Source organism: Massilia sp. NBRC 108631, from assembly GCF_059704565.1.
Genome location: NZ_BAAKJE010000224.1, coordinates 36,431 through 59,844 on the forward strand (window position 1 = coordinate 36,431; position 23,414 = coordinate 59,844).

Annotated in this window: 20 protein-coding genes; 8 read left to right on the forward strand and 12 right to left on the reverse strand. The window is 66.4% G+C overall.

Features of this window, described 5'->3' with window-relative positions; genetic code table 11:
• From AC6H42_RS24230 to AC6H42_RS24240, 3 genes are read left to right on the forward strand one after another with little or no spacing between them, the layout of a single operon-like run.
• Window positions 1–924 (forward strand): hypothetical protein, encoded by a 924-nt coding sequence (locus AC6H42_RS24230; RefSeq protein WP_157201002.1) that lies wholly within the window; start codon window positions 1–3, stop codon window positions 922–924.
• Window positions 918–3,932: a T6SS effector BTH_I2691 family protein gene (locus AC6H42_RS24235; protein WP_497549142.1), complete on the forward strand. Its 3,015-nt coding sequence runs from the start codon at window positions 918–920 to the stop codon at window positions 3,930–3,932. The genes AC6H42_RS24230 and AC6H42_RS24235 overlap by 7 nt, the downstream gene beginning before the upstream one ends.
• Complete coding sequence (locus AC6H42_RS24240; protein ID WP_057156342.1) at window positions 3,929–4,873, forward strand: DUF6708 domain-containing protein; 945 nt, start codon at window positions 3,929–3,931, stop codon at window positions 4,871–4,873. Before AC6H42_RS24235 ends, AC6H42_RS24240 begins: the two co-directional genes overlap by 4 nt.
• A gap of 207 nt (window positions 4,874–5,080) precedes the next feature.
• Here AC6H42_RS24240 and AC6H42_RS24245 read toward each other — a convergent pair whose 3' ends face one another.
• Window positions 5,081–5,557, reverse strand: a complete 477-nt coding sequence (locus tag AC6H42_RS24245; protein WP_057156344.1) for a MarR family winged helix-turn-helix transcriptional regulator — start codon at window positions 5,555–5,557, stop codon at window positions 5,081–5,083.
• Window positions 5,558–5,664: 107 nt separating this feature from the next.
• Between AC6H42_RS24245 and AC6H42_RS24250 the strand changes: the two genes are divergently transcribed.
• The 3 genes from AC6H42_RS24250 to AC6H42_RS24260 are packed head-to-tail and all read left to right on the forward strand — an operon-like array spanning window position 5,665 to window position 8,903.
• Window positions 5,665–6,720: an aromatic ring-hydroxylating dioxygenase subunit alpha gene (locus tag AC6H42_RS24250; RefSeq protein ID WP_497549143.1), complete on the forward strand. Its 1,056-nt coding sequence runs from the start codon at window positions 5,665–5,667 to the stop codon at window positions 6,718–6,720.
• Window positions 6,717–7,691 (forward strand): PDR/VanB family oxidoreductase, encoded by a 975-nt coding sequence (locus AC6H42_RS24255; RefSeq protein ID WP_497549144.1) that lies wholly within the window; start codon window positions 6,717–6,719, stop codon window positions 7,689–7,691. The genes AC6H42_RS24250 and AC6H42_RS24255 overlap by 4 nt, the downstream gene beginning before the upstream one ends.
• A gap of 24 nt (window positions 7,692–7,715) precedes the next feature.
• Window positions 7,716–8,903, forward strand: coding sequence for an ABC transporter substrate-binding protein (locus tag AC6H42_RS24260; RefSeq protein ID WP_057156349.1), 1,188 nt, complete (start codon window positions 7,716–7,718; stop codon window positions 8,901–8,903).
• A gap of 19 nt (window positions 8,904–8,922) precedes the next feature.
• Here the strand turns inward: AC6H42_RS24260 and pcaCD are convergent, their stop codons facing one another.
• The 4 genes from pcaCD to pcaH are packed head-to-tail and all read right to left on the reverse strand — an operon-like array spanning window position 8,923 to window position 12,852.
• Complete coding sequence (pcaCD, locus tag AC6H42_RS24265; RefSeq protein ID WP_497549145.1) at window positions 8,923–10,185, reverse strand: bifunctional 4-carboxymuconolactone decarboxylase/3-oxoadipate enol-lactonase PcaCD; 1,263 nt, start codon at window positions 10,183–10,185, stop codon at window positions 8,923–8,925.
• Window positions 10,182–11,609, reverse strand: a complete 1,428-nt coding sequence (pcaB, locus tag AC6H42_RS24270) for a 3-carboxy-cis,cis-muconate cycloisomerase (RefSeq protein ID WP_497549146.1) — start codon at window positions 11,607–11,609, stop codon at window positions 10,182–10,184. The genes pcaCD and pcaB overlap by 4 nt, the downstream gene beginning before the upstream one ends.
• Window positions 11,610–11,627: 18 nt before the next feature.
• On the reverse strand, window positions 11,628–12,149 hold the full coding sequence (locus tag AC6H42_RS24275) for a peptidase associated/transthyretin-like domain-containing protein (protein WP_497549147.1): 522 nt from the start codon (window positions 12,147–12,149) through the stop codon (window positions 11,628–11,630).
• A gap of 10 nt (window positions 12,150–12,159) precedes the next feature.
• Window positions 12,160–12,852 carry a protocatechuate 3,4-dioxygenase subunit beta gene (gene pcaH, locus AC6H42_RS24280; RefSeq protein ID WP_057156356.1) on the reverse strand — a complete coding sequence of 231 codons (693 nt, stop codon included), beginning with the start codon at window positions 12,850–12,852 and terminating at the stop codon, window positions 12,160–12,162.
• A 135-nt stretch (window positions 12,853–12,987) separates the two neighbouring features.
• On the opposite strand from pcaH, the gene AC6H42_RS24285 reads away from it, so the two are divergent.
• Complete coding sequence (locus tag AC6H42_RS24285; protein ID WP_497549148.1) at window positions 12,988–13,761, forward strand: IclR family transcriptional regulator domain-containing protein; 774 nt, start codon at window positions 12,988–12,990, stop codon at window positions 13,759–13,761.
• 17 nt (window positions 13,762–13,778) lie between these two features.
• On the opposite strand, the gene AC6H42_RS24290 is transcribed toward AC6H42_RS24285, so the two are convergent.
• The gene (locus AC6H42_RS24290) at window positions 13,779–14,666 is read right to left on the reverse strand and encodes a helix-turn-helix domain-containing protein (protein WP_057156743.1); all 888 of its coding nucleotides are present in this window, start codon (window positions 14,664–14,666) and stop codon (window positions 13,779–13,781) included.
• 124 nt (window positions 14,667–14,790) lie between these two features.
• On the opposite strand from AC6H42_RS24290, the gene AC6H42_RS24295 reads away from it, so the two are divergent.
• Window positions 14,791–15,957, forward strand: a complete 1,167-nt coding sequence (locus tag AC6H42_RS24295; RefSeq protein ID WP_497549149.1) for a 4-hydroxybenzoate 3-monooxygenase — start codon at window positions 14,791–14,793, stop codon at window positions 15,955–15,957.
• A gap of 9 nt (window positions 15,958–15,966) precedes the next feature.
• Here AC6H42_RS24295 and AC6H42_RS24300 read toward each other — a convergent pair whose 3' ends face one another.
• The 6 genes from AC6H42_RS24300 to AC6H42_RS24325 form a co-directional block, all read right to left on the reverse strand.
• Window positions 15,967–16,689 (reverse strand): ribonuclease activity regulator RraA, encoded by a 723-nt coding sequence (locus AC6H42_RS24300; protein WP_057156361.1) that lies wholly within the window; start codon window positions 16,687–16,689, stop codon window positions 15,967–15,969.
• Window positions 16,690–16,695: 6 nt separating this feature from the next.
• Window positions 16,696–18,210: a GDSL-type esterase/lipase family protein gene (locus AC6H42_RS24305; RefSeq protein ID WP_497549150.1), complete on the reverse strand. Its 1,515-nt coding sequence runs from the start codon at window positions 18,208–18,210 to the stop codon at window positions 16,696–16,698.
• The gene (locus tag AC6H42_RS24310; RefSeq protein ID WP_057156365.1) at window positions 18,207–19,484 is read right to left on the reverse strand and encodes an MFS transporter; all 1,278 of its coding nucleotides are present in this window, start codon (window positions 19,482–19,484) and stop codon (window positions 18,207–18,209) included. The genes AC6H42_RS24305 and AC6H42_RS24310 overlap by 4 nt, the downstream gene beginning before the upstream one ends.
• A gap of 124 nt (window positions 19,485–19,608) precedes the next feature.
• The gene (locus AC6H42_RS24315; protein ID WP_497549151.1) at window positions 19,609–20,592 is read right to left on the reverse strand and encodes a sugar kinase; all 984 of its coding nucleotides are present in this window, start codon (window positions 20,590–20,592) and stop codon (window positions 19,609–19,611) included.
• 10 nt (window positions 20,593–20,602) lie between these two features.
• Window positions 20,603–22,618 (reverse strand): DUF4962 domain-containing protein, encoded by a 2,016-nt coding sequence (locus AC6H42_RS24320; protein WP_497549152.1) that lies wholly within the window; start codon window positions 22,616–22,618, stop codon window positions 20,603–20,605.
• 17 nt (window positions 22,619–22,635) lie between these two features.
• Entirely contained in the window at window positions 22,636–23,409 is a 774-nt protein-coding gene (locus AC6H42_RS24325) for an SDR family NAD(P)-dependent oxidoreductase (RefSeq protein WP_497549153.1), read from the reverse strand.
• Window positions 23,410–23,414 lie beyond the last annotated feature (5 nt).

Genomic DNA, 23,414 nt, shown 5'->3' on the forward strand with positions numbered 1-23,414 from the left:
ATGGCCGGCGAGCCCCTGTCCGGCATGGGCGCTCCCGGCACGGCCGCAGAGGCGCAGGCGCTGCGGGAACAGGCATGGGACAGGGAAATAGCGCCGGTGCCGCTGGCCGGCACGATCGCCTTGCCCCCGCGCCAGCACCCGTATCTGGTGCAATTGCGCGGTGCGGACGACCCGCTGCTGGAGGCCACCCTGGAATTGGCGGAGGAGGAACGGCTCGCCGCGCAGTCCAAAGGACTGGACGGCGAAGGCCGGGCGGTGCACCGCATCGGCGGCTGGCTGCAAAGCAGCATGCATTTCGAGCAGCTGGGCGCGCGCCTGTCTGCGCTGTGCCGGGTGAACACCGATGCCTATACCAAGGCCACCTATCTGCGGCTGGCCGACCGGCGCGCGCTCGACCTGCTGTGCCACGTGGCCGGCGAGCACCGCGTTGCCAGCCAGCTTGGCCGCGTGCAAAGCTGGACCTACCTCGACGCCTTCGGCGCACTGCGCCGCCTGCGCTCGCCCGGCGAGCTGCCGCAGCCGCTGCGCCTGGACGCGGCCGAATGGCGCCGGATGGAAGGCGGCGAGATGCTGCACCGGACCATCGCGCAATGGCTGGGAGAGCTGAGCCGCAAGGACGGCGCCACGCCCCGGGAGCTGTACCCGGCCGCCGGTGGCGCGGTGAGCGAGGCTGCCAGCGCGGCGCGCAAGTGGCCGCACCGCTTCCAGAACAGCAGCGACCAGGTGGTGTGGGCCACCCTGTCCCTGCTGCACCCGGAGCTGGCGCGGCTGCCTGGGGTACAAGCGCTGCTCGACGATCAGGGCACGCAGGACGAGCCTCCAGAGCCCCTGCGCTACCTGCACCGCGATCTCGATGCCATCGCGCTGCGCGCCGGCGCCGCAAAATCTATGCAAATCGACAGAAATTCAGGAACATCATGGTAACGAACACAGGCTGCGACGTCTGCAGGAAGAGCTCCCTATCGCTATTGTTTTTGCGGCCCAGTCCTATAGCAAAAAGTAAACTGATTGCCGCCACCGGCGCCGACAAAGTCGCGGCCGACGCTGCCGTCACCGGCGGGCTGCTGCCCATGCCCTTGCCCCGCCAGTCGCGCTTTGCCTTGCGGCTGCTGCGTGCAGGCTATGTACACATCTATGTGGAGAGCCCGCCGGCCGGCGTGCCGAACTGGCTGGTCTACCGGGTGACGGAGCACGCCGATCTGGTGCCGGAAAGCCACGAGCTGTTTTCGCAGCCGGACGCGCCGGTGCCATGCAAGCGCCCTGAGCATATCGCCACGGGCATGAAGGTCGCCGGCATTCCGCAGGCGCACAAGATCAAAGAGCTGTGGGTGGCGTACAGCGTTGCATTGTGGAGCGACAAGCTGCGCGACAAGAACAAGGCGGACCCGCTGGTGATGCAGAAGATCTCGCTGCAAAGCTGCGGGCCGAACAGTTTCGTGCCGACGGCCTATAGGCTGAAGGAGCAAGTGCTCGAGTGCGCGCTCGGGACGCTGAAGATTGACGGCGCGACCGACCACGATTTTCCATTCAACAGCATCGCCGGCAAGGTGGACGAGCTGGCGGCCAACTTGACGCTTGCCGCCGCCAAGCATCCCAAGACGGCGGGTAAGGAAATGGCGATCGTGCTGCGCGACCCGGTGGGCATCGCCACCGAACTGAATGCCCTGCGGATACGCAGGAATAGTTTTGTCAAGAGAGAGATTGAAAAGCCGGAAAATCTGCACCCGCTGAACAGCTCCCACACCGTGCTGGGCTTAAAACAAAGCCTGGTTGACGAGGCCGATCTCACCAGCTACGACGATGTCAGTCCTTTGCGCACGAAAAAGTCTTTCGATGCTCAAAGGCACTTGTGGCCGAAGGACGCCTACGCCAGGCCCCTGACGGAAGAGGAAAGGCAGACGCTGATTCGCAGTACGCAGTGCCGTGGTGCACTTGGTAACTTCCTGTTGTCCGGCTACCAGTCGGCCTTTGAAAAGGAAGAACTGGTGCGTGTGGTTTTCGCGGACCACGACGCACGGGCTGCCGCCTGGACAGAGAAAAAGGCCAAGAAGAACTGGGCCAAGTTCACCTCGTACTACGACGAGGAAGAGCGGGCGGCGTGGGTCAAGCAGTTCGAAGCGAAGATGAAGGCGGACCACTATGACCCGATAGAGCTTCTGGAGCAGGACTGGTTCGCCGCCACACGGGATGCGCAGACCTTGACGTACTTTGCGCGGCATTTTGACTCGAATGTGTGCAGCCTTCCTTATTCTTCCGAGAACAGCAGGATAAACGAGCCGGGTCCGTTCATTGTCGGTCCGGTGATGAAGCGTTACGCCGCCTTGCTCGACCTGCCGATAACCGCAGAGGATTCAGTGGCGCTGCGTGCCATGGTGGGCAATATGGACCGGATGATCAAGCAGGTCCATGTGCAGTTGACTGGCGACCCCGGTGCCGAAGGCATGCGTGACAAGACGTACGATCTTGTCAAAGGCTTTAGCGAACTGCAAAAAGCCAAGAACGTCATGGGCTCCCATGGCTGGCTTGGCCACTCGCTGGCGCTGTTCAGTGTCGGCCAGCTCAGCGCACTGAGTGGGGCCGCACTGGCGCTCGCGTCGCACGCGGGAAATAAGACAGGCGCGACCGCCAGCATGCTCGGCAAGCTTCAGAGTTTGTCCCTGGTGCAAAGTGCGCTGGAAATTGCGGTGGAGGGCGCGTTGAAAGGCAACGCACCGAAATTGCCGGTGCTGGTCACGATGAAGGTCAACGCCGACGACGCGCTCGCCATTTTCGCGGCGCGGTCAGGCCAGCCGCTTGGCATCAGCAAAACGCGCATCAAGAAGGCGCGGGCCAACCACACCAAAATCCAGTTGACGTTGCTGACCGACACGGATGCCATCAAGGCAGCGAACGGCAAGGTAGCCGACGTGGCCAACAATCCCGCTGCCGGCACGGTCAAGATGGGTAGCGCCGCCACCACGGCAGCGGTCGCGAAAGCCGGCAGCTCGGTATTCACGATGTCGGAAGAAACGTTCCTGCAGCTGTACCAAGGCCAGGCCAGCACAGCCGCAAAGTCTGCCAATCTGATGCGCTCCGCATTGCCCAATATGGCGCAGAGCGCGACCGGCTCGCATATGGTGGCGGTAGCGAAGACGCTCGATGCGCGCCTGGCGCTGGCCAGCATGGTGATCCAGACGATAGGCGTGATGAACGGCCTGGCAGCGGTGAGCAATGCAAAAGACGAATCGGCGGCGATCGATGCGAATTACGGCATGATGGATAGCGTGTTCGGGTTTACCGGGGGCGCCCTGGCACTGTGGACCGTTGCTGCTGAGATAGATATTTCAAAGCGGTTGGGCCCGGCGGCCGCCAACCTCAGTGTGAAACTGGCCTTGTTGCGGATCGCGGGCAATTTAACGGGTGTTGCAGGGGGCGCGATTAATGCGATTGCTTCCAGGAAGAAAAGCAAAGACCAGGCTGAGCTTGGAAATACGCTGGTTGCCGACCTGTACACAATTTCGGCGTACGCGTTCGCAGGCACGGGGGTGACCTCGGGCGCGCTGACTATCGGTGCCGTAGCAGGCGCGCTCGAGACACGCGCCATCGGTGGCGCGGTGGTCAGAACAGTTGCGACGCGGCTTGCGGCCAACGCGGTTCTTGGCACCGTCGCGGGAGTAGGGTTGACGGTATCGGGTGTCGGTTTGCTGCTGCTTGGCGCCGGCGTTGCGATTCAGGTCGCTGCAATTGTGCTGACGCCAAATGAACTGCAGCGATGGCTGGGACGAAGCTACTTTGGCCGGGATGGCGGTTTTATAGTCCAGGGGAAAAGAGATGACATGTTCGCCAAAGGCGACTGGAGAGCAGAGCGGGCAGCGCTTGATGAGGTAATGAAAAACACCGCGGAGGAGCAGAAGGCTGCGATTGCGCAGGCAAATTCGGGGTGCAGCACATGAGCGCCGATAACACCGGGAAGACGGGCAATGTGTCCGGTGTCCTGCATCGATTCGAGCGCAGCCGGAGAGCATCGGAACATGGGGTGGCGCTCGGTTTGATAAAGAACGTTTTTGACGACGCGATTGAATACACCGCCATAGCTCCGGGCATGAGGGGCGTGGTGATGCTGGGCGGGGTCCTGATTGCGGCCTTTGCGTTCTGGTTCGGCCAGCTCTTCTTGTTTGACATACTGGAGAGAGGGAAGTTTCGGCTGTTCGAGATTTTTGCCGTGTTCTGCACATCCCTGTTCTTTATATTCGGTGCCTATTTCGGCATCAAGTACATCCGGTTCGAGCTATTTCGACCTGAAGATGAGCCGACGATTTTTGACAGGAAGAACCGTAAGGTTTACCGGATTTTCCGGGAGACCTATTCGGGCTTCCGGGGCGTTCTCAGTCGGTGGCCAACCAAGACTGCCGAGTACGATTGGGATCTCATCGACGCCGAGCATCACGCTGCGGTAAGCACAACCGGCTCGACGATTGCGCGGCAACACGGCCTTATCTTTGTGGTGCGGACCAGCGCCACCGATCCGACGCCGATGGACAGTTTTGCGATCGGCAACAGTACGCTGATGGGGGAGGTGACCGTTCCGGCTGCGTGGGAGCATATCCGGCGCTTCATGGAAGAAGACGGCCCGCACTTGCCGCCGGGTGAAGTACTGGCGCGGGCCAGCAGCACGGCATCGTTTTGGCAGTGCATGGCGTCGGCCGGACCCTACGGCAAGAGATTTCGCATCTGGTGGCGCGAGCAGAAGGCGATGATGGTACTCGGGCTGATCTTCTTCCCCATCGTCTTTCCTCTCATGACGCTGGTGGGCATATTCAGGTGGCTGAGCTACAAGACGGCCGCGCCAATCAAGTGGTCGCCTTCAGTACGCGCGGCAATCGGGGCAGCGTGACACTGTGGGCATGGACGGGCGCATTGGAAACCCGCGCCAACAGAACGGCAACGGTTTGGCATTGCATGGCCGCCACAGGACCCTACGGCGCAAATTTTCGCAATCGACTGGGCGCTGTCGGTGAGGGCTGCGATAGGCGCCGGGCGACGACAGGACGATGCTGCGGCCCCGCAGCAAGTGCCGAGCTGACCGCCGGGCGCCGAAGCCTCAAGCGTCGCGGCTTGCCAGCGGGGCGCGGCTTTGGTCGTTGTTTTCCTGTACCAGCTTGGTCAGCAGTTCCATGAACTGCAGCTGCTCCGGCCCGGTCAGGGGCGCCAGCAGGCGGCGGCGCAGGCGCTGCGAGCCGGGGATCAGGTCGGCCAGCAGCTGCTCGCCGGCAGGCGTGATGGCGAGCGCGCGCTGGCGGCGGTTGGTCGGGATCACCGTGCGGGTCAGCAGGCCTTTCTCGGCCAGCCGCGCGCAGACCGTGGCGCCGGTGGACGTGTCGATGCCGCTGGCGGCCGACAGCGTGACCTGGTCGATGCCCGGATTGCGCTCCAGGTTGCGCAGCATGGCGTATTGCACCGGGGTCAGCTCGCTCCCCATTTCATCGTAAAAAATCGATACCGAGATCTGCTGCGCACGGCGCAGCAAGTGGCCAGGGTGCTCGTACAGATTGGTCAGTTTGCTTTCGGTTTCTGGCATGGCGTACCGTAAAAAAGATTTCGAGCCGGGTGTTTACTTCTCCGGTTTCCAGTCTATACTTTACAACATTCAGTGTACTGAATATCAAAAACAAACAAGGAGACGAGATGTACCCGAAAAATACCTGGTACGTGGCCTGCACCCCGGACGAAATCGAAGGCAAGCCGCTGGGGCGCCAGATCTGCGGCGAGAAGATCGTGTTGTATCGCGGCGCCGGCGGCAAGGTGGCGGCGGTGGAGGATTTCTGCCCGCACCGCGGCGCGCCGCTGTCGCTCGGCTTCGTGCGCGGCGGCCAGCTGGTGTGCGGCTACCACGGCCTGGAAATGGGCTGCGAGGGCAAGGTGATCAGCATGCCGGGCCAGCGCGTGCGCGGCTTCCCGTGCATCCGCAGCTATCCCGTGGAAGAGCGCTATGGCTTCATCTGGGTCTGGACCGGTGAACGCGAGCTGGCCGATCCGGCCCTGATCCACCACCTGGAGTGGGCCGACAATCCCGAGTGGGCTTATGGCGGCGGGCTGTATCACATCAATTGCGAATACCGGCTGATGATAGACAACCTGATGGACCTGACGCACGAGACCTATGTGCACGCGTCGAGCATCGGCCAGAAGGAAATCGACGAGGCGCCGGTCAGTACCCGCGTCGAGGGCGAGCAGGTCATCACCAGCCGCTACATGGAGAACATCATGGCGCCGCCGTTCTGGCGCGCCGCGCTGCGCGGCAACGGCCTGGCCGACGACGTGCCGGTGGACCGCTGGCAGGTGTGCCGCTTCACGCCGCCCAGCCACGTGATGATCGAAGTGGGCGTGGCGCACGCCGGCAAGGGCGGCTATGATGCCGCACCCGAGCACAAGGCTTCCAGTATCGTGGTCGACTTCATCACGCCGGAAACCGAGACCTCGCACTGGTATTTCTGGGGCATGGCGCGCAATTTCAAGCCGCAGGACAAGGAACTGACCGCCACCATCCGCGAGGGCCAGGGCAAGATCTTCGCCGAGGACCAGCAGATGCTGGAGCTGCAGCAGGCCAACATCCTGCGCCATCCCGATCGCAAGCTGCTGATGCTGAATATCGACGCCGGCGGCGTGCAGTCGCGCCGCCTGCTGGACCAGTGGCTGCTAAAGGAGCAAGCGCAACAGGGCAAGCAGGAGCGGGCCGCATGAGCACCGAACTCCTGCAGGTCCGCGTCGAGCGCAAGCACCAGGAGGCGCAGGACATCTGCAGCTACGAACTGGTGAGCGCGGATGGTGCGCCGCTGCCGTCCTTCACCGCCGGCGCCCATATCGACGTGCACACCGGCGCGGCCGGCCTGGTACGCCAGTACTCGCTGTGCAATCCGCCGCACGAACGGCACCGCTACCTGATCGGCGTACTGCGCGACCCCGGCTCGCGCGGCGGGTCGCAAGCCATGCACGACGAGATCCGCGCCGGCGCCACGCTGCGCATCAGCGCACCGAAGAATCACTTTGCGCTGGCCGATGCGCCATACAGCCTGTTGCTGGCCGGCGGCATAGGCGTGACGCCCATCCTGGCGATGGCGGAAGCGCTGTCGGCGCAGGGCGCGCCCTTCGAGATGCACTATTGCACCCGCTCGCCCGAACGCACCGCCTTCCGCGGCCGTATCGCCGCCGCCCTGTTCGCGCCGCAGGTCCATTTCCACTACGACAGCGGCGACGCCGCGCAGAAGCTGGATCTGCCAGCCTTGCTGGCCAGGCTGGACCGGCGCACCCGCATCTACCTGTGCGGCCCGGCCGGTTTCATCGACTATGCGAAGGCCACCGCGAAGGCGCACGGCTGGCCGCAGGAGCAGCTGCATCTGGAATACTTCGGCGCCGGCGCGGTGGAAGCGGCGGTGTTGGAAGGCGACCGGCCGTTCGAGGTGAAGCTGGCGTCGAGCGGCATGGTGTACGCGATACCGGCCGGCAGCACCGTGCTGCGCGTGCTGAGCGACGCCGGCGTGTTCATTCCCGCCTCCTGCGAGCAGGGCGTGTGCGGCACCTGCCTGACGCGCGTGCTGGACGGCGTGCCGGACCACCGCGACCTGTATCTGGACGAATCCGAGCAGGCCGCCAACGACCAGTTCACCCCCTGCTGTTCCCGCGCCAAAACCGCCACGCTGCTGCTGGACCTATAAGCTAACCTACAACGAGGAGACACCATGCCAGACAATATCAACCACCAGCGCCGCCATTTGCTGCTGGGCGCCGCAGCCCTGTCGGCCGGCGTGCTGCCAGCCGTACCCGCATCCGCTGCCGAACCGCTGAAAATCGGCCTGATCGTGCCGATGTCCGGCCCGTTCGCCTCCACCGGCCGCCAGATCGAGGCGGCGGTGAAGCTCTACCTGCAGCAGAACGGCGCCAGCGTGGCCGGCCGTCCGGTCGAGATCCTGCTCAAGGATGACGGCGGCGTGGCGCCGGATGTGACCAAGCGCCTGGCGCAGGAGCTGGTGTCGCGCGACAAGGTGCAGGTGCTGGCCGGTTTCGGCCTGACACCGTTGGCCTTTGCCGCCGCGCCGGTGGCCACGCAAGCCAAGGTACCGATGATCGTGATGGCGGCCGCCACCTCGGTGATACCGCAGCGTTCCCCCTACATCGTGCGCACCGGCTTCACGCTGGCGCAGGTGACGGCGCCGATGGCACAGTGGGCGGCCCGCAACAAGATACGCAACGTGGTGACACTGGTGAGCGACTATGGACCGGGGCTGGACGCGGAGAAGGTGTTTGTGAAGGACTTTGCCGAAGGCGGGGGCAAGGTTGGCGACAGCCTGCGCGCGCCGCTGCGCAATCCGGATTACGCGCCGTTCCTGGCGCGCGTGAAGGACTTGAAACCGGACGCGCTGTTCGTATTCGTGCCGTCGGGCGAGGGCGCCGCCGTGCTCAAGCAGTTCACCGAGCGCGGACTGGCCGCCGCCGGCATTCGCCTGATCTGCACCGGCGACGTGCTGGACGACGACCTGATGGCCAGCATCGGCCCGGCCGCCGCCGGCGTGGTCAGCAGCCATCACTACTCGGCGGCCCACCCGTCGGCCGAAAACAAGGCTTACGTGGAGGCGTTCGGCAAGGCGAACAAGGGCATGCGGCCCAACTTTCACTCGGTCGGCGCGTACGACGGCATGCATTTGCTGTACCAGGCGCTGAAGCAGACCAGGGGTGACAGCAACGGCGACAAGCTGCTGGCCGCCATGAAAGGCATGGCCTGGACCAGCGTGCGCGGCCCGGTCAGCATCGACGCCGCCACGCGCGACATCGTGCAGACGGTATACATCCGCCGCGCCGAGCAAAGCGGGGCGGCCTGGTACAACGTGGAGTTCGACCAGGCCGAGAAGGTGCGCGATCCCGGCGTGTAGCGGGGATGCGCAGCGCGGGTCAGAGCGCGGCCATAAAGCTGCGCACCGCCGCCGCGAAGGCCTGCGGCTGCTCGACGCAGGCCAGGTGGGACGCGTCATTCAGCACCAGCAGCCGAGCCCCGGGCACGGCCTCCGCCAGGGTGCGTGCCATTTCAGGCGGCGTGCCCTGGTCCAGTTCCCCGGCGATCACCAATACAGGCGCGGCGATCGCGTGCAGCCGCGCGGTGGTATCGAGCGTGCCAACCGCGTTGCAGCAGCCGATATAGCCTTGCACGTCCGTGCTGACTACGCGGCGCCGGAAGCGCGCCACGGTGGCCGCCTGCGTGCTGCGGAAGCCGTCGTGGAAGTAGCGCCCCATCACCGCGTCGGCGATGGCTTCGATGCCCTGCGCGCGCACGGTGGCGATGCGCTGGCGCCATACCTCGCGCGCCGCCTCGGGATAGCCCGAAGTGGTGTTGGCCAGCACCAGTGCGCGCACCAGCGCCGGATGGCGCAGCGCCAGCTCCTGGCCCGCCATGCCGCCCATCGACACGCCTATCCACACCACCGGCCCGGTATCGAGTTCGCGCAGCAGGGCGGCGGCGTCGTCGGCCAGGTCGGCCATGGAATACGCGCCGTCGGGCGCTGCCGAGCTGCCGTGGCCGCGGTGGTCGTAGGCGATCACGCGGCAGTCGGCGGCCAGCTGGTTCGCCAGCGCGTCCCACATGGTCAGGTCGCAGCCCAGGGCATGGCTCAGTACCACGGTATGGCGCGGCGCCTTGCCGCTGCGCGGGGCGCGCACGGTGTAGTGCAGCGCAGGCTGGCCGGCACTGCGGCCTTCGCGGCCCACGCCCGGATGGCTGGCGGCGGCGGGCGCCGCCGCTTCCAGCACATAGCCGATCTGCGGCCCGAGCTCGCGCAGGATGGCCTGCGCGTGGGAGAAGGCGGTGTTGGCGGCCGGTACGCCGGCGTAGATGGCCGACTGTATCAGCACTTCCTTCAGTTCGTCCGGCGACAGGCGGTTGCCGGCCTCGCCCAGCAGCGCGGCGCGCACGTGCAGTTCGAACTCTTCCCAGCGGCCCAGGGCGATGGTGATGGAAAGGACGATGGCGCGGCGGGTCTTCTGCTCCAGGCCGGGCCGGCCCCAGACTTCGTTCCAGGCAAAGCGCGTGATCAGGTTCTGGAAGTCGGCGTTGAAGCTGTTGGCGTTGGCCAGCGAACGCTCAACCCAGGCGTCGCCGAGGATGGCGCGGCGGTGGTTCAGTCCGCGTTCGAAGTCGTGGTCGATAGGGTCGAAGCTCATTTGGTGGTCCTGTCGTGCGTGTCGGGATTGGCGCCGGAATAGGCGTGGGCGCCGTTCAGCGTTGCGATGTCCATGCGCAGGCCGTGCAATTGCTGCTGTGCCAGGCGCCGGGCCGGTGCGGCGGCGGTGGCCGGATCGAACAGCGTGGCCAGCGCGGCCGGGTCGACTTGCCGGCGCAGCTGGTCGTCGGCCCGCACTGCTTCGGCCAGCGCATCGGCAAGGTGACTGCCACTGGCAAGCGCCTGCGCGCTCATGGTTTCGAGCAGGCTGTGTGCCGCCGGACGGCCGATGCTGCCGGCTAGCCAGGCCGACGCCGCCTCGGCGAACACCAGCCCCTGCAAGGCATCGATGTTGCGCAGCATGCGCGCCGGGTCCACCTGCAGGCCTGCGAAGGCGTCGTTCAGCGCTTGCAGTGCGCCGTGCGCGCTGAGGAACAGGCCGGGCCATTCGGCCAGTTCGGCCTGCCAGTTGCCCAGGCCGCGCTCATGCTGCTGCCCCATGCTGGCCAGCAGCGCCGCCGCGTGCTGCGGCGTGCGGGTGGCGGCCGCCAGCGCGATCATGGCCGATACCGGGTTGCGCTTGTGCGGCATGGCGGACGAGCCGCCCCGGCCATTGCCGGACGGTTCCGCCAGCTCGGCGATCTCGCCTTGCGCCATCAGGCTGATGTCGGTGGCGATCTTGCCCAGGCTGCCGGCCAGCACCGCCACCTCCAGGCCCAGGCGCACCCATTCGTCGCGCTGCGTGTGCCAGGCGGCGTCGGCCAGCTTCAGGCCCAGGTCTGCGGCCACCAGTGCTGCCACGGCCGCGCCTTGCTGGCCCATCACGGCCAGGGTGCCGACCGCACCGCCCAGCTGCAGCTGCAATGCGCGCGCGGCGCATTCGCGCAGGCGGGCCCGCGCGCGCACCAGCGGCGCCAGCCAGCCCGCCAGCTTGAACCCGAAGCTGCTGACCTGCGCCGGCTGCATCAGGGTGCGCGCCAGCACCGGCGTGTCCACGTGCCGCTCCGCCAGCTGCAGCAGCCGGCCGCACAGGTCGTGCAGGCCGTCGTCCAGCAGCTGCAGGGCGTCGCGCGTGGCCAGTACCATGGCGGTGTCGATCACGTCCTGGCTGGTGCTGCCCCAGTGCACGCGCGAGGCGGCTTCTTTGTCGTACAGCGCCACGGTGCGGGTCAGCTCGCGCACCAGCGGAATCGCCAGGCTGCCGGCGCGCCTTCCGGCGTTGACGATGGCCGGGATGTCGTACAGCTGGGCATTGCACACGCCGGCAATGGCGCGCGCGGTGGCCGGCGGCAGCAAGCCCGCTTCGGCCTGCGCCAGCGCCAGCGCCTGCTCGAAGCGCAGCATGGCCTGCACGATGGCTGCGTCGTCGAACACGGCGATCATGTCCGGCGTGGTAAGGAAACTATCGAAAATGGATACGCTCAAGGGAACCCCGCTGCCAGGTCAGACATAGTCGAAGAATGCGGTTTCCTTGTCGGACTGCATCCAGATGTCCCAATGATAGACCCCGGGCGCGGTCTTGCGCGCTATCAGGGTGTGGCGCCGTTCGGCCGGCACCTGCTGCAGTATCGCCGACTGCGCCAGGCCGGCGTCGTCCTCCAGGAACACGGCGCTGAACTGGTGCTTGACCAGGCCGCGCGCGAACACGGTGATGAAGGTGGCCGGCGCGCCGCTGCCCGGCGCCGCGCACTGCGACAGGCGCAGGCTGAACTGGCCCTGGTCGCCGCTGGGCACACGGCGGAAGCCGGGCAGCGCCTGTGCCGCCTCGGCGCCGGCGGCCTCCGGCTGCCAGGCTTCGATCTGGGCGTCGTTCACCGGCACACCGTCGCCGTCGTAGATGGCGCCGCTGATGGTGATGGTGGCGGCCGTGGTCTCAAGCTGCCCGGCGGCGCTGGCGTCGACCGCCCACTGCCAGGCTTCGTGCGAGAAGGGACCGATGGTTTGCGAAGTCGTAATCCTGGTCATGCGCTGCTCCTCAAATGCCCATGGGCGTGGCGCCGCGGCCGCGCAGTACGATATCGAATTCATAGCCCAGCATCTTGTCGCTGTCGGTGTGCTCCAGGCTATAGCGGGAAATCAGGCGCTGGCGCGCGTCCAGGTCGGGGATGCTCTGGAAGATGGGGTCGTAGTCGAACAGCGGGTCGCTGGGGAAGTACATCTGCGTGACCAGGCGCTGCGCGTACACATTGCCGAACAGGGAAAAATGGATGTGGGCCGGACGCCACGCCTTGTCGTGGTTGCCCCACGGGTAAGGGCCGGGCTTGATGGTGATGAACCGGTAGCGGCCATCGTCGCCGGTCATCATCTTGCCCCAGCCGTTGAAGTTGGGGTCCAGCGGCGCATTGTGCTGGTCGCGCTTGTGGCGGTAGCGGCCGGCGGCGTTGCATTGCCACACTTCCAGCAGCGAGTTGCGCACCGGTTTGCCGTCTTCATCGACCACGCGGCCGGTGACGACGATTTTCTCGCCCAGCGGCTCGCCCTGGCCGTGCGCCGTCAAGTCCATGTCGTTGGGCAGCAGGATGCGCGGGGAAGGCTGCAGATTGTCCTGCACCGGCTGCTCGGCGCGGATGCGCAGCAGCGGCTGCGTGGGGCCGCGCTTCAGCGTGGATTTGTATGGCGGGTAGATCAGCTCCGGGTACACGCCGGGCGCGATGGCATCGAATTGCAAGGCAGGCCTCCAGTGGTTTGTTGTGCCTTGAATGTTATGAAAGGCCGCGCGGCGCGACAATACGCCCATGTCGAGCGACATTCGCTATGCGCCCAAAATGTGCGATACTCGCACAAATCAGCAAATATCTTATCCATGGACACTGCAGACGAATCGCCGGCCAAGCGCGACATGGTGGCCGGCCTGGAAAAAGGCTTGCAAGTGATCGCCGCCTTTGACCAGGAGCGCAGCCGCCTGACCATCGCCGAGGTGGCCGAGCGCACCGGCCTGACGCGCGCGGCGGCGCGCCGCTACCTGATCACGCTGACGCACCTGGGCTATATGCGGCACGAGAACAAGCAGTTCGCGCTGACGCCCATGGTGCTGCGGCTGGGCCAGTCCTACCTGCATTCGGCGCGCCTGCCGCGCATCGTGCAGCCCTTGCTGTACCGGCTCGCCTATTCTCTGGGCGAGGCGGCCTCGGCCGGCGTGCTCGATCACGACCAGCTGGTGTGCGTGGCCGCCGTCAGCGCCGGGCAGCTGGTGTCCGTCACGCTGCAGCCGGGCACCCGGGTGCCGGCTTACTGCACCGCCAATGGACGCGTGCTGCTGGCGCACCTGCCTCAGGCGCAGATCGAGGCCTTCCTGGAGCGCGCCCAGCCCGAACGCATTACCGAGCACACCATCGTCAGCAAGGAGCGCCTGGCGCTGGAGCTGGCGCGGGTGCGCGCACAGGGCTATGCGCTGGTGGACCAGGAACTGGAACTGGGCTTGCGCACCATGGCCGTGCCGCTGAAGAACTTCCGGGGCGAGATCGTGGCGGCCATGAACATCAGCGTGCACGCCGGACGCATGCCGCTGGAGCAGATGGTGGAACGCTGCCTGCCGGCGCTGATCAAGATCCAGGTGGAGCTGAACGCCTTGCTGTAGATTGCTGCGGGCAGCGCTCAGGCGGCCCGGAAGGCCTTGGGCGTCAGTCCCATGCGTTTCTTGAACAGGCGGCTGAAGTAGGCCGGGTCCTGGAATCCCAGCTCGTAGGCGATGCTGGCGATGCTGGCGGGAAGATAGGTCAGCTTGCGGCACGCTTCCAGCATCAGCCTGTCCTGCGCAATGTCGAACGCCGACTTGCCGGACAACTTGAGGCACAGCCGGTTCAGCCGCGTGGGCGTGGCCCGCAGCGCTGCCGCATACTGGCCCACCTGCCACTGCTCCCTGTAATGCTGCTCCACTTCCGCCCGGAAGCGGCTGAACAGTTCAAAGTCGCTGCGGCCCGACTGGTCGGCGAAGCGGCGCTCCGCGTGCACGCGCACCAGCAGCAGCAGGGCGCTGCGGGCCAGCCATTCCAGCATCAGCGTGTGGCCGTGCCGCGGCCAGGCCGCTTCTTCCAGCAGCTGGCGCAGCAGCGGCTCCAGCCGCGCGCACTCCGGGGCACTGGACAGGTCGAGCGCCAGCGGTTCCACGAACAGCGGCGAGTACAGGTCGCCGTGGCTGCCTCCGGCCGCGAACAGCACGTTCTGGTCCACCGTCAGCACATAGCCGTGCGCCTCGGCTGAAAAATCGAAGCCGTGCACCACGGAGGGATGGATGGTGATGGCGGCCGGCGCGCGGCGTTCCCACACGGCGCCGCCGATGCTGGCGCGGACTTCGCCACCGAACAGGAAAAGTACCTGAAACAGGCCGGCGTGGGTATGCTTGTCGATGTGCCAGTGATGTAGGCGGCTGCGCGTTTCGATCAGCTCGATATGCACGAATTCGGCGCCGTCGCCCCGTGTTTGCTCGCCGTACAGGGCGAACTGGGGAATTTCCGGACGGGACGGTTTCGTGCTGCGGGACATGGGCGGGGCGGGCGGTGAAAGTGGCTGGGTGTCGAAATAGTACAAGTTTTATGCGATTTCCTCCATTTTTTTTCGCCGCCCCCGGCGCTACGATGGCTGCACATAACAACCAACCGGAGACACCATGCGTACCCAGGTAGCCATCATCGGCGCCGGCCCAGCGGGCCTGCTGCTATCCCATCTGCTGCATCTGAACGGCATCGAATCGATCGTGCTGGAGTCGCGCAGCCAGGCCGAGATCGAAGCGACGATACGCGCCGGCGTGCTGGAGCAAGGCACCATGGACATCCTCAACAACGCCGGCGTTGGCGCCCGCATGCGGGCCGAGGGCGCGCTGCACCACGGTTTCGAACTGGCTTTCAGCGGCCGCCGCCACCGCATCGACCTGACCGAACTGACCGGCAAGTCGATCACCGTCTACCCGCAGCATGAGGTGATCAAGGACCTGGTGGCGGCGCGGCAGGCGGCGCAGGGGCAATTGCTGTTCGAGGTGAGCGGGGTACAGCTGCATGGCGTCGAAACCACCACGCCGTCGGTCACTTACAGCCACGGCGGGGGGGCGGCGCGCATCGATGCCGATTTCGTCATCGGTTGCGACGGCTACCACGGCGTGACGCGGCCGGCCATGCCGGTGCAGGGACGGCAGGATTACCAGCGCACCTATGGCTTCGGCTGGTTCGGCATCCTGGTGGAGTCGGCGCCCTCGTCAGAAGAGCTGATCTATGCGCGCCACCCGCGCGGCTTCGCGCTGGTCAGCACCCGCTCGCCCACGGTGCAGCGGCTGTACTTCCAGTGCGACCCCGCCGACCATGTCGACAACTGGTCCGACGACCGCATCTGGGCCGAGCTGCATGCGCGGCTGGAGAACCGGGACGGCTGGAAAGTCCAGGAAGGACGCATCTTCCAGAAGAACATCATCGGCATGCGCAGCTTCGTGTCCACGCCGATGCAGGCTGGCCGGCTATTCCTGGCCGGAGACGCGGCCCACATCGTGCCGCCCACCGGCGCCAAGGGCATGAACCTGGCGGTGTCCGACGTGCACCTGCTGGCGCAGGGACTGGAGCAGTTCTACCGCCAGGGAGCCGACGAGCGCCTGCAGGGCTACACGGCGGGCGCGCTGAAGCGCATCTGGCGCGCCGAGTACTTCTCCTGGTGGATGACCAACCTGCTGCACACCTTCCCCGACGCCACCCCGTTCAAGCGCGAGGTGCAGCGCGCCGAACTGGAATGCCTGGTCAGCTCGCGCGCGATGGCGACCGCCCTGGCGGAAAATTATGTCGGGGCATTCTGAGCGGGACGGCTATGGCGCAGCGCGGCGCGCCAGCCAGGCTTCGTAGCGCAGGCGGGTTTCCGGCGCCGTGGGCGGGTACAGGCCGATGATGGTTGCACCGCGCCGCACTTCGTCCAGCACGAAATCCTCGAAGCGCTCCATCTCCACCGCGTCCCGGGCGATTTCATCGGCCAGGTGGCGCGGGATGCAGACGACGCCGTCGCTGTCGCCCACCATGATGTCGCCCGGGTACACCGGCACGCCGCCGCAGCCGATGGGCGCGTTGATGTCCAGCGCGTGGTGGCGCAGCAGGTTGGTCGGGGCCGATGGGCCGGAACACCAAGCCGGCATGTCCAGGGCCGCGATGCCGGCCGCGTCGCGCAGGCCGCCGTCGGTGACAATGCCTGCCACGCCGCGCACCTGCATGCGTGTGGCCAGGATGCTGCCGGCCGAGGCCACCGAGACGTCGCCCCGGCAGTCCATCACCAGCACGGCGCCAGGCGGGATTTCTTCCACCGCCACGCGTTGCGGATGGCGTGGATCGAGGAAGGCATCAACGCCGTCCAGGTCTTCGCGCGAGGGAATGTAGCGCAGCGTGAACGCCGGTCCCGCCAGGCGCTGGCCCGGCTTCAGGGGCCGCGCTCCCTGGATGAAGACGTTTCGAAAACCACGCTTGAACAGCAGCGTGGTGAGGGTTGAGGTGCTGACGGTTTCCAGCGTGGCCAGTGTGCCGGGTTGCAGGGATTGATCCATGGTTTCCTATCCGCGTGTGAATTTGGTGTTGTCGAAGCGCACCTCGCTGCTGCCGATGCCCTTCTGCTGCAAGTACTGGTCCCATTTCGCGCTGTTGCTGGTGTGCGCATCGGTGGCTGGGTCCCGCGCCTGAAGGTAATCGCCGAACTTGAAATAAATCCTGCCGCTGTCGGCCTTGATAGGCGTGCGCCCGGTATCGATGGCGCCATGCCGGGCGGTGGTCGCCGCCACGATCGCGGAGCCGCCGGCGAAACGGATGTCCAGGCCGAAGCTCTCGCCGGAGCGCACGATGCCCAGGGCAGTGGTCACTTCCTTGCCGTCCGTGCCCTTCAGGCGGGCCAGCACGTCGAACAGGCCGTTGTCGGCTTTGCCGTCGATGCCGGCCGCGTCGGCCGTATCCTGCACATAGACTTTCACCAATGTATCGAGGCCTTCGGCGTGGTACTGGGCGACGATGGTCTTGGCGCCTGCCGGCAGCGTGGGCGTGACGTTCGCGGAAAAGTGCTCGCGCGTGGCGGCAACGGTCTGCCTGTACGGTGCCAGGGTCTTCAGCTCGTGGCGGTAACCGTGGCCATTACCGGACACATATCTGGCTTTCAGCGCGCTGAAGGCGAGTGTACCGGCGTAGGGCGAGGGGAACGGCGCCTCGCCTTCGGCCTCGAACAGGGCGCTCAATTCCTCCTTGGGCGTAAAGCCGGACTTCATCATGCTGTCGAGTAGCGGCTGCATGGCGTCGGCCCACAGCTGGTAGCCGGCGGCGCCGGGGTGTAGCTGGTCCGGCATGATGGACTTGGGGATGCGCCCGTCCTGGCCAAGGAAGACGGCGCCGATGTCCAGGAAGCGCACGGTCTTGCCGTCGTCCAGCCTTGCCAGGTCGCGGTTCACGGCATCGATGGTAGCCATGCGTCTTGCGGCTTCTTCCACCGCTGCCGGGGTAACCGGCCCGCCCTTGGGGTCGCGCGGGCCGCGCGGGAAGATGCCCAGCACCAGTATCCGCGTGTCAGGCAGGCGGGCACGTATCATGCCGACGATCTTGCGGTTGGCGGCGGCGATTTCCTCGGCGTTGTAATCAAGGCTGTTGTTGGTGCCCATCATCAGTACCGTCACCTTGGGCGCTATGCCTTCCAGCTCGCCGTGCTCGATCTGCCAGATCAGGTTCTGGGTGCGCGCGCCGCCGATGCCGAAGTTGGCCGGCTGGTATTTGCCGTAGTACGCTTCCCAGATATGCGGTGCGCGCTGCCAGCCGGCCGTGATCGAGTCGCCCAGGAACAGCAGCCCGACCGGGCCGCTTTTGGCGCGTGCCAGGAAACGGGCGTGCAGCTCAAGGAAGGTGCCGTTGTCCTGCTTCTGGAATGCTTCGGAGGCGCTGAGCTTGGGCTTTGCGGTGATTGGCGCAGTGGTCTGCGCAGGGGCTTGCGCCGCTGCAGGCGGGAGCGACAGCGGGCCGGCCACCGCGGCAAACAGGGCGGCGAGCAGGGCGGCGGCCAGCCGCGTGCGCTTGCGGAATGCGGCGGCCATCATGCGTGCTCTCCTTGCGCTGTGACTTGCGCCACGGGACCGCCCAGCCAGACCGAGACGAACACCAGCGGCACCAGCAAGGCGCCCAGCACGAAGAACGGCGTGTAGTTGCCGCCCGCCGTCAGTTCAGGCACCAGCTGCATGCAGATGATCACGCCCAGCACGGCCGAGGTGCCGCTGAGGCCAGCCAGCGAGCCGACCGTCTTGCCGGAGAAGAAATCGCTGGGCAGGGTCTGGATATTGGTGATGGCGGCCTGGAAGCCGAACAGGATCACGGCAATAGACAGCACGGCCAGCAGCGGCGTGGCGGCCCTGGCGCTGAACAGCAGGGCGGGCAGCATCAGCGCCAGTCCGAGCCCGATCACGGTCTTGCGGGCACGGTTGACGCTCCAGCCGCGCTGCAGCAGCCGCCCGCACAGCCAGCCGCCGGACAGTGCGCCGATGGCGGCGCCCACGTACGGCACCCAGGCGAAGATGCCGATCTGTTTCACATCGAAGTGGAACTTCTCGTTCAGGTACAGCGGCAGCCAGGCCACGAACAGCCACCAGACCGGGTCGATGAAAAAGCGGGCGGCAATCACGCCCCAGCTCTGGCGGTGCCGCAGCAGCTGGCCCAGCGTGGGAACGTATTCGGCGGCCCGCGCCGTTTCGCTGCGCTGGCCCGTCAGGATGTAGCCGCGCTCCTCCTCGGTAATCCAGGGATGGGCATTGGGGCCGGATTTGTAGATGATCATCCAGGGAATGACCCAGATGAAGCCGAGCACCGCGATCAAAAGGAAGGTGGTTTTCCAGCCGAAGTAGGCGTACAGGATGGCAATCAGCGGCGGCGCGATGATGGAACCGAGCGAAGCGCCGGCGCCGAAGATGCCCTGCGCCAGCGCGCGCTCGCGGATGGGGAACCATTCTGCCACGGCCTTGGTCGCGCCCGGCCAGTTGCCCGCTTCGCCTACGCCCAGCAGCACGCGGAACAGGCCGAACGACAGCGCCGAACGGGCCACAAAGTGCAGGCCGATGGAGACTGACCACACGATGATGGACAAGATGAAGCCGATGCGCGTGCCCAGCGCGTCGAACAGTTTGCCGAACAGCGTCTGCCCGACGGCATAGCCGACCAGGAACACGGTGACGATGTTGGCGTAGTCGCGTTTGTCCATCCCCAGTTCGGCTGCGATGCCCGGCCACATGACCGCCAGCGCGGAGCGGTCTATATAGTTGATAATTGTCGCGACGGCCACCAGTGTTATCACCAGCCAGCGCAAACCTGCCATTGTCTTCATGCACGAGTCTCCAAGATGTCTCTGTATTGTTTTGTTTTGCGGCCCGCCCGCGGCGGGGCGGTGCGCACTCTTGTCGTTCTTGCTGCAGGCGCGGCTACCGCAAGCCCAGCCACCGCAAGCCCAGCTACCGCAGGCCCAGCTGGCCGCGGGTGGGCAGGCCTTCGCAGTCGCCCCGGTACTGCACCACGCGCGCGCCAATGGCGTTGCCGCGCGCGGCCGCTGCTGCCAGCGGCAGGTCTTCGAGCAAGGCGCTGATGACGCCCACCGCGAAGCCGTCCCCGGCGCCGACGGTGTCGACCACGTTAGCCGGCGGCACCGGTGCGCCGGGAGCGACGCCCCGGCCCTCCGCGCTGGCGTAGTAGGCGCCCTGGGGGCCCAGCTTCACCACCACCTGCCGCGCCCCGCGCGCCAGGTAGAAGTCCGCGATGCCGTGCGCTTCGGCGCAGCCGGTGAGCAGCTTGCCCTCGGCCAGGCCGGGCATGACGATGTCGGCCAGGCCGGCCAGCGTATTCACGGTTTCGACCATGGCCGCCTCGGTCGGCCACAGGCGCGGGCGCAGATTGGGGTCGAAGGTGACCAGGCGTCCAGCGCCCCGCGCTTGCGCCGCCATGGTCAGCACCATGTCGCGGCAGGTGTCCGATAACGCAGGCGAGATGCCGGTCAGATGCAGCAGGCGCGCGTGCTGGTACGGGCCGGAGGGTATGTCGGTCCGCGACATGTGGCTGGCCGCCGAGCCGCGCCGGAAATACTCCACTTCCGGATCGCTGCCATCGAGCGCCATGGACTTCAGCATGAATCCGGTCGGGTAGCGTTCGTCCTGCCGCACGTGGCGCAGGTCTATGCCCTCGGCCGCCATGAAGTCCAGCAGATTGCGGGCCAGGCTGTCCTTGCCCAAGCGGCTTACGTAGCCGACGCGGTAGCCCAGGCGGCTCAATCCGACCGAGACGTTCAGTTCCGCCCCGGCCGTGGCGCGTTCGAACTGGCGCACTGCGGCCAGCGGGCCGGGCTGGCACGCCATCAGCAGGGCCATGGCCTCGCCGACGGTGACCACGTCCGGAATTTTCTCGCCGCCGGCGCCGCCCGCGCCTTCAATGTTGTCGATGTCCATGGCGCCCCGCTCAGAATTTCATGCCGGTGACCAGCGTTGCCTGCTTGCCGGGTGGGAGCGACATGCGCAGCACGTTGCCGCGCTGCTGCTTCGGTCCCTTGTCGACATTGCCCGGCGGCCCGGCAGAGATGACAAAGCCCGGCTCGACCACGGCCTTGACCGCTTTCGTGCGCGCTTCCACCTTGAGCGCCGACGGCCGGCCTTCGACCACGAAGCTGCGTTCGGCCACCTGCCTGATATCGTGGTCGCCGTGTACTTGCGCGGTCAGCACCACCGGTTTGCTGGCGCGCAGCGTGTCGCTGGTGGTCCAGGCGCCGCGCGCGAAGCTGAAGCGGCGTTCCAGCCGCTCGACGCCCAGTTCGGGGCGGTAGGCGCCGCTCAGGTCGGCGACGATGTCGGCGTGATCGCTGCCCAGCGTCAGCTTGGTGATGCGGATGCTGTCCAGCCGCGCATACGGGTAGTCGCGGAAGGCGTCGTGGCCGCCGCCCTCGTTGGCCTGGCCCTGGCCGTCCACCAGCAGCGTGTTGCTCAATTTGCTGCTCGGGATGCCGGCGTAGCCTTTCGGGCCGGTCAGGTAGCTGCCGCCGCCGTACAGGATGAAACTGCCCGCGTCCGGGTGCGAGTGGCCCATGGACAGGTGCCAGTCCGGCATCTTGCCGATCAGCGTGGCGGCATGGTGGCCCTCGGGCGGCCCGGCCCGGAAGGCGAAGGCGGTGGCCTTGCTGCTCCAGTCGCTGCGCCAGTACACGGTGCCCAGGTCGTCGAAGTGATGGTGCGGCGCGATGGCCGACATCGGCTTGGCGGCCAGCTTGTCGTCGAACCACTGCAGGGACCAGAAATCCTCCGCGCAGACGTGGCCGAGCGACTGCATCCACGTCGCCACACCCTGCGCCTCGGGATTGCCGAAGCGCTGCGCAAGGCGGTACAGCAGGTTGTAGTTGGAATGCAGTTTGCCGTCCGGATGGGTGCGGTCCGGTTCGTGGCCGACGCGCGAACGCGTGACCGGGCCTTCGAAGGCGTCGCCGAAGTCGAAGATGTCCTGGCCGTTGGGCGTCATCGAATGCGCCATGTACAGGTGGGCTTTGCGCAGCGCGGGCAGGTCGTACATGTCGTCACCGGCCGCATGCGCGAAAGCGTCCAGCGCGTGGATAATCCACGGCATGGAGAACACCCAGTACTCCACGCCTTCGTAGAAATAGCCGTCCGGTGACGCCACCGCCAGCACACGGGTGAAAATGGCGCGCGACAGGGCGGCCCAGCCGGCCGCTTCGGGCACTTCATCGAACACGGCGTAGGCCGCCACGGCCAGCCCGGCGATGGGGATGAAGCAGTGGTTCTGGCTGTACGAATAGGATTTCCCCGCTGTTGGGGTGAAGTGCGCCGCCATGATGCGCGCCTGGCGCACCAGTTTCTCCCGGTAGCGGGTGCGCTCCTCTGCGCTCAGCACGTCGAACAGCAGGTCGTAGGCTGTTCCGAGGCCGTACAGCAGATGGCCAGCGGCCAGGTCGATGTCCGGTTTGCTGTAGGTGTAACCCCATACCGGATAGCTGAGCGCCGCGTCCATGTAAACCCTGGCGCGTTCCAGGTAGCGCGGGTCGCCTTCGACCTTGTAGGCCAGGGCAGCGCCCACCATGCCGATGCCCACCGTGTTCTGGGCGCGGCGCGTTTGCGCCGGCGAGGCTTCCGGTTCGGCGCGCATGGCCACCAGGCCGGATAGTGCCTTCTGCCAAACGGCGCTGTGGCTGCCGCGTGCGCGCTGGCGCAGCTGTTCCAGACCGGCCGCCGTGGTGAATATGCGCGGATGCACGCCGTGCAGTTCCGGGCGCAGCGGGGCAGGATGCTGCTGCATCAGCGTTTGCAGCGGATGCACGCCGCCGAAGCTGGCCTTGCCCTGCCTGGTTCCCAGTGCTTCGCGCGAATCCTGGCCGAAGGCGGGCAGGCTGGTGAGGGCGCCGCCGCTGCCGAGCGCAGGCAAGGCGAGGGCGGCGGTGCCGACAAAACGGCGCCGTGTGAATTGCTGTGTCATGGGATCTCCCGGGCGGATCAGTAGAGGCCGAGGCCGCCGTTGACCTGGATGATTTCGCCGGCCAGGAAGGCGGCGCGTTCGGAGGCAAGGAACACCACCACGTTGGCCACGTCGGCCGGTTCGCCTTCGCGGCGGGCCGGCGTGCGCTCGGCGATGGCCAGGCGGTTGGCCGGGGTGTTGAAGGTGTCGTGGAAGCGGGTGGCGATCAGGCCGGGCGAGACGCCGTTGACGCGGATGCCGAGCGGGCCGACTTCCTTGGCCAGTGCGCGCGTGAAGGTGGCCACCGCCGCCTTGGACGAGGCATAGTGCGCCGAGCCCGGACCGCCGCCGTCGAACGCGGCCAGCGAGGACATGGTGACGATCACGCCCCGCTTGCGCGGCTCCATGCGCTTTAGCGCGGCCTGGCAGATCAGGAAGGTGCTGGTCAGGTTGAGGTTCATGGATTCGTTCCACAGCGACAGCGGCATGTCCACCACGCGGCAGCGCTGGATCAGGCCACCGATGTTTGCGAACAGGACGTCGATCTCGCCGATGGCCCCTTCGGCCTCGGCGTATACCTGTTCGGCCACGGCGGCGTCGGTCAGGTCGGCCTTGATGGCCTGGGCGCGGCGGCCCATGGCGCTAATCTGCGCCACTACTGCATTGGCTTCGCCGGCGCTACTCCAGTAAGTCAGCACCACGTCGGCGCCGGCCTGCGCCAGCGCCAGCGAGGTTGCCTTGCCGATGCCCGAGGCCCCGCCCATGACCAGGGCGCGCTTGCCATTGAGCTCATTTGCATTCAATTCCGTCATGTCTC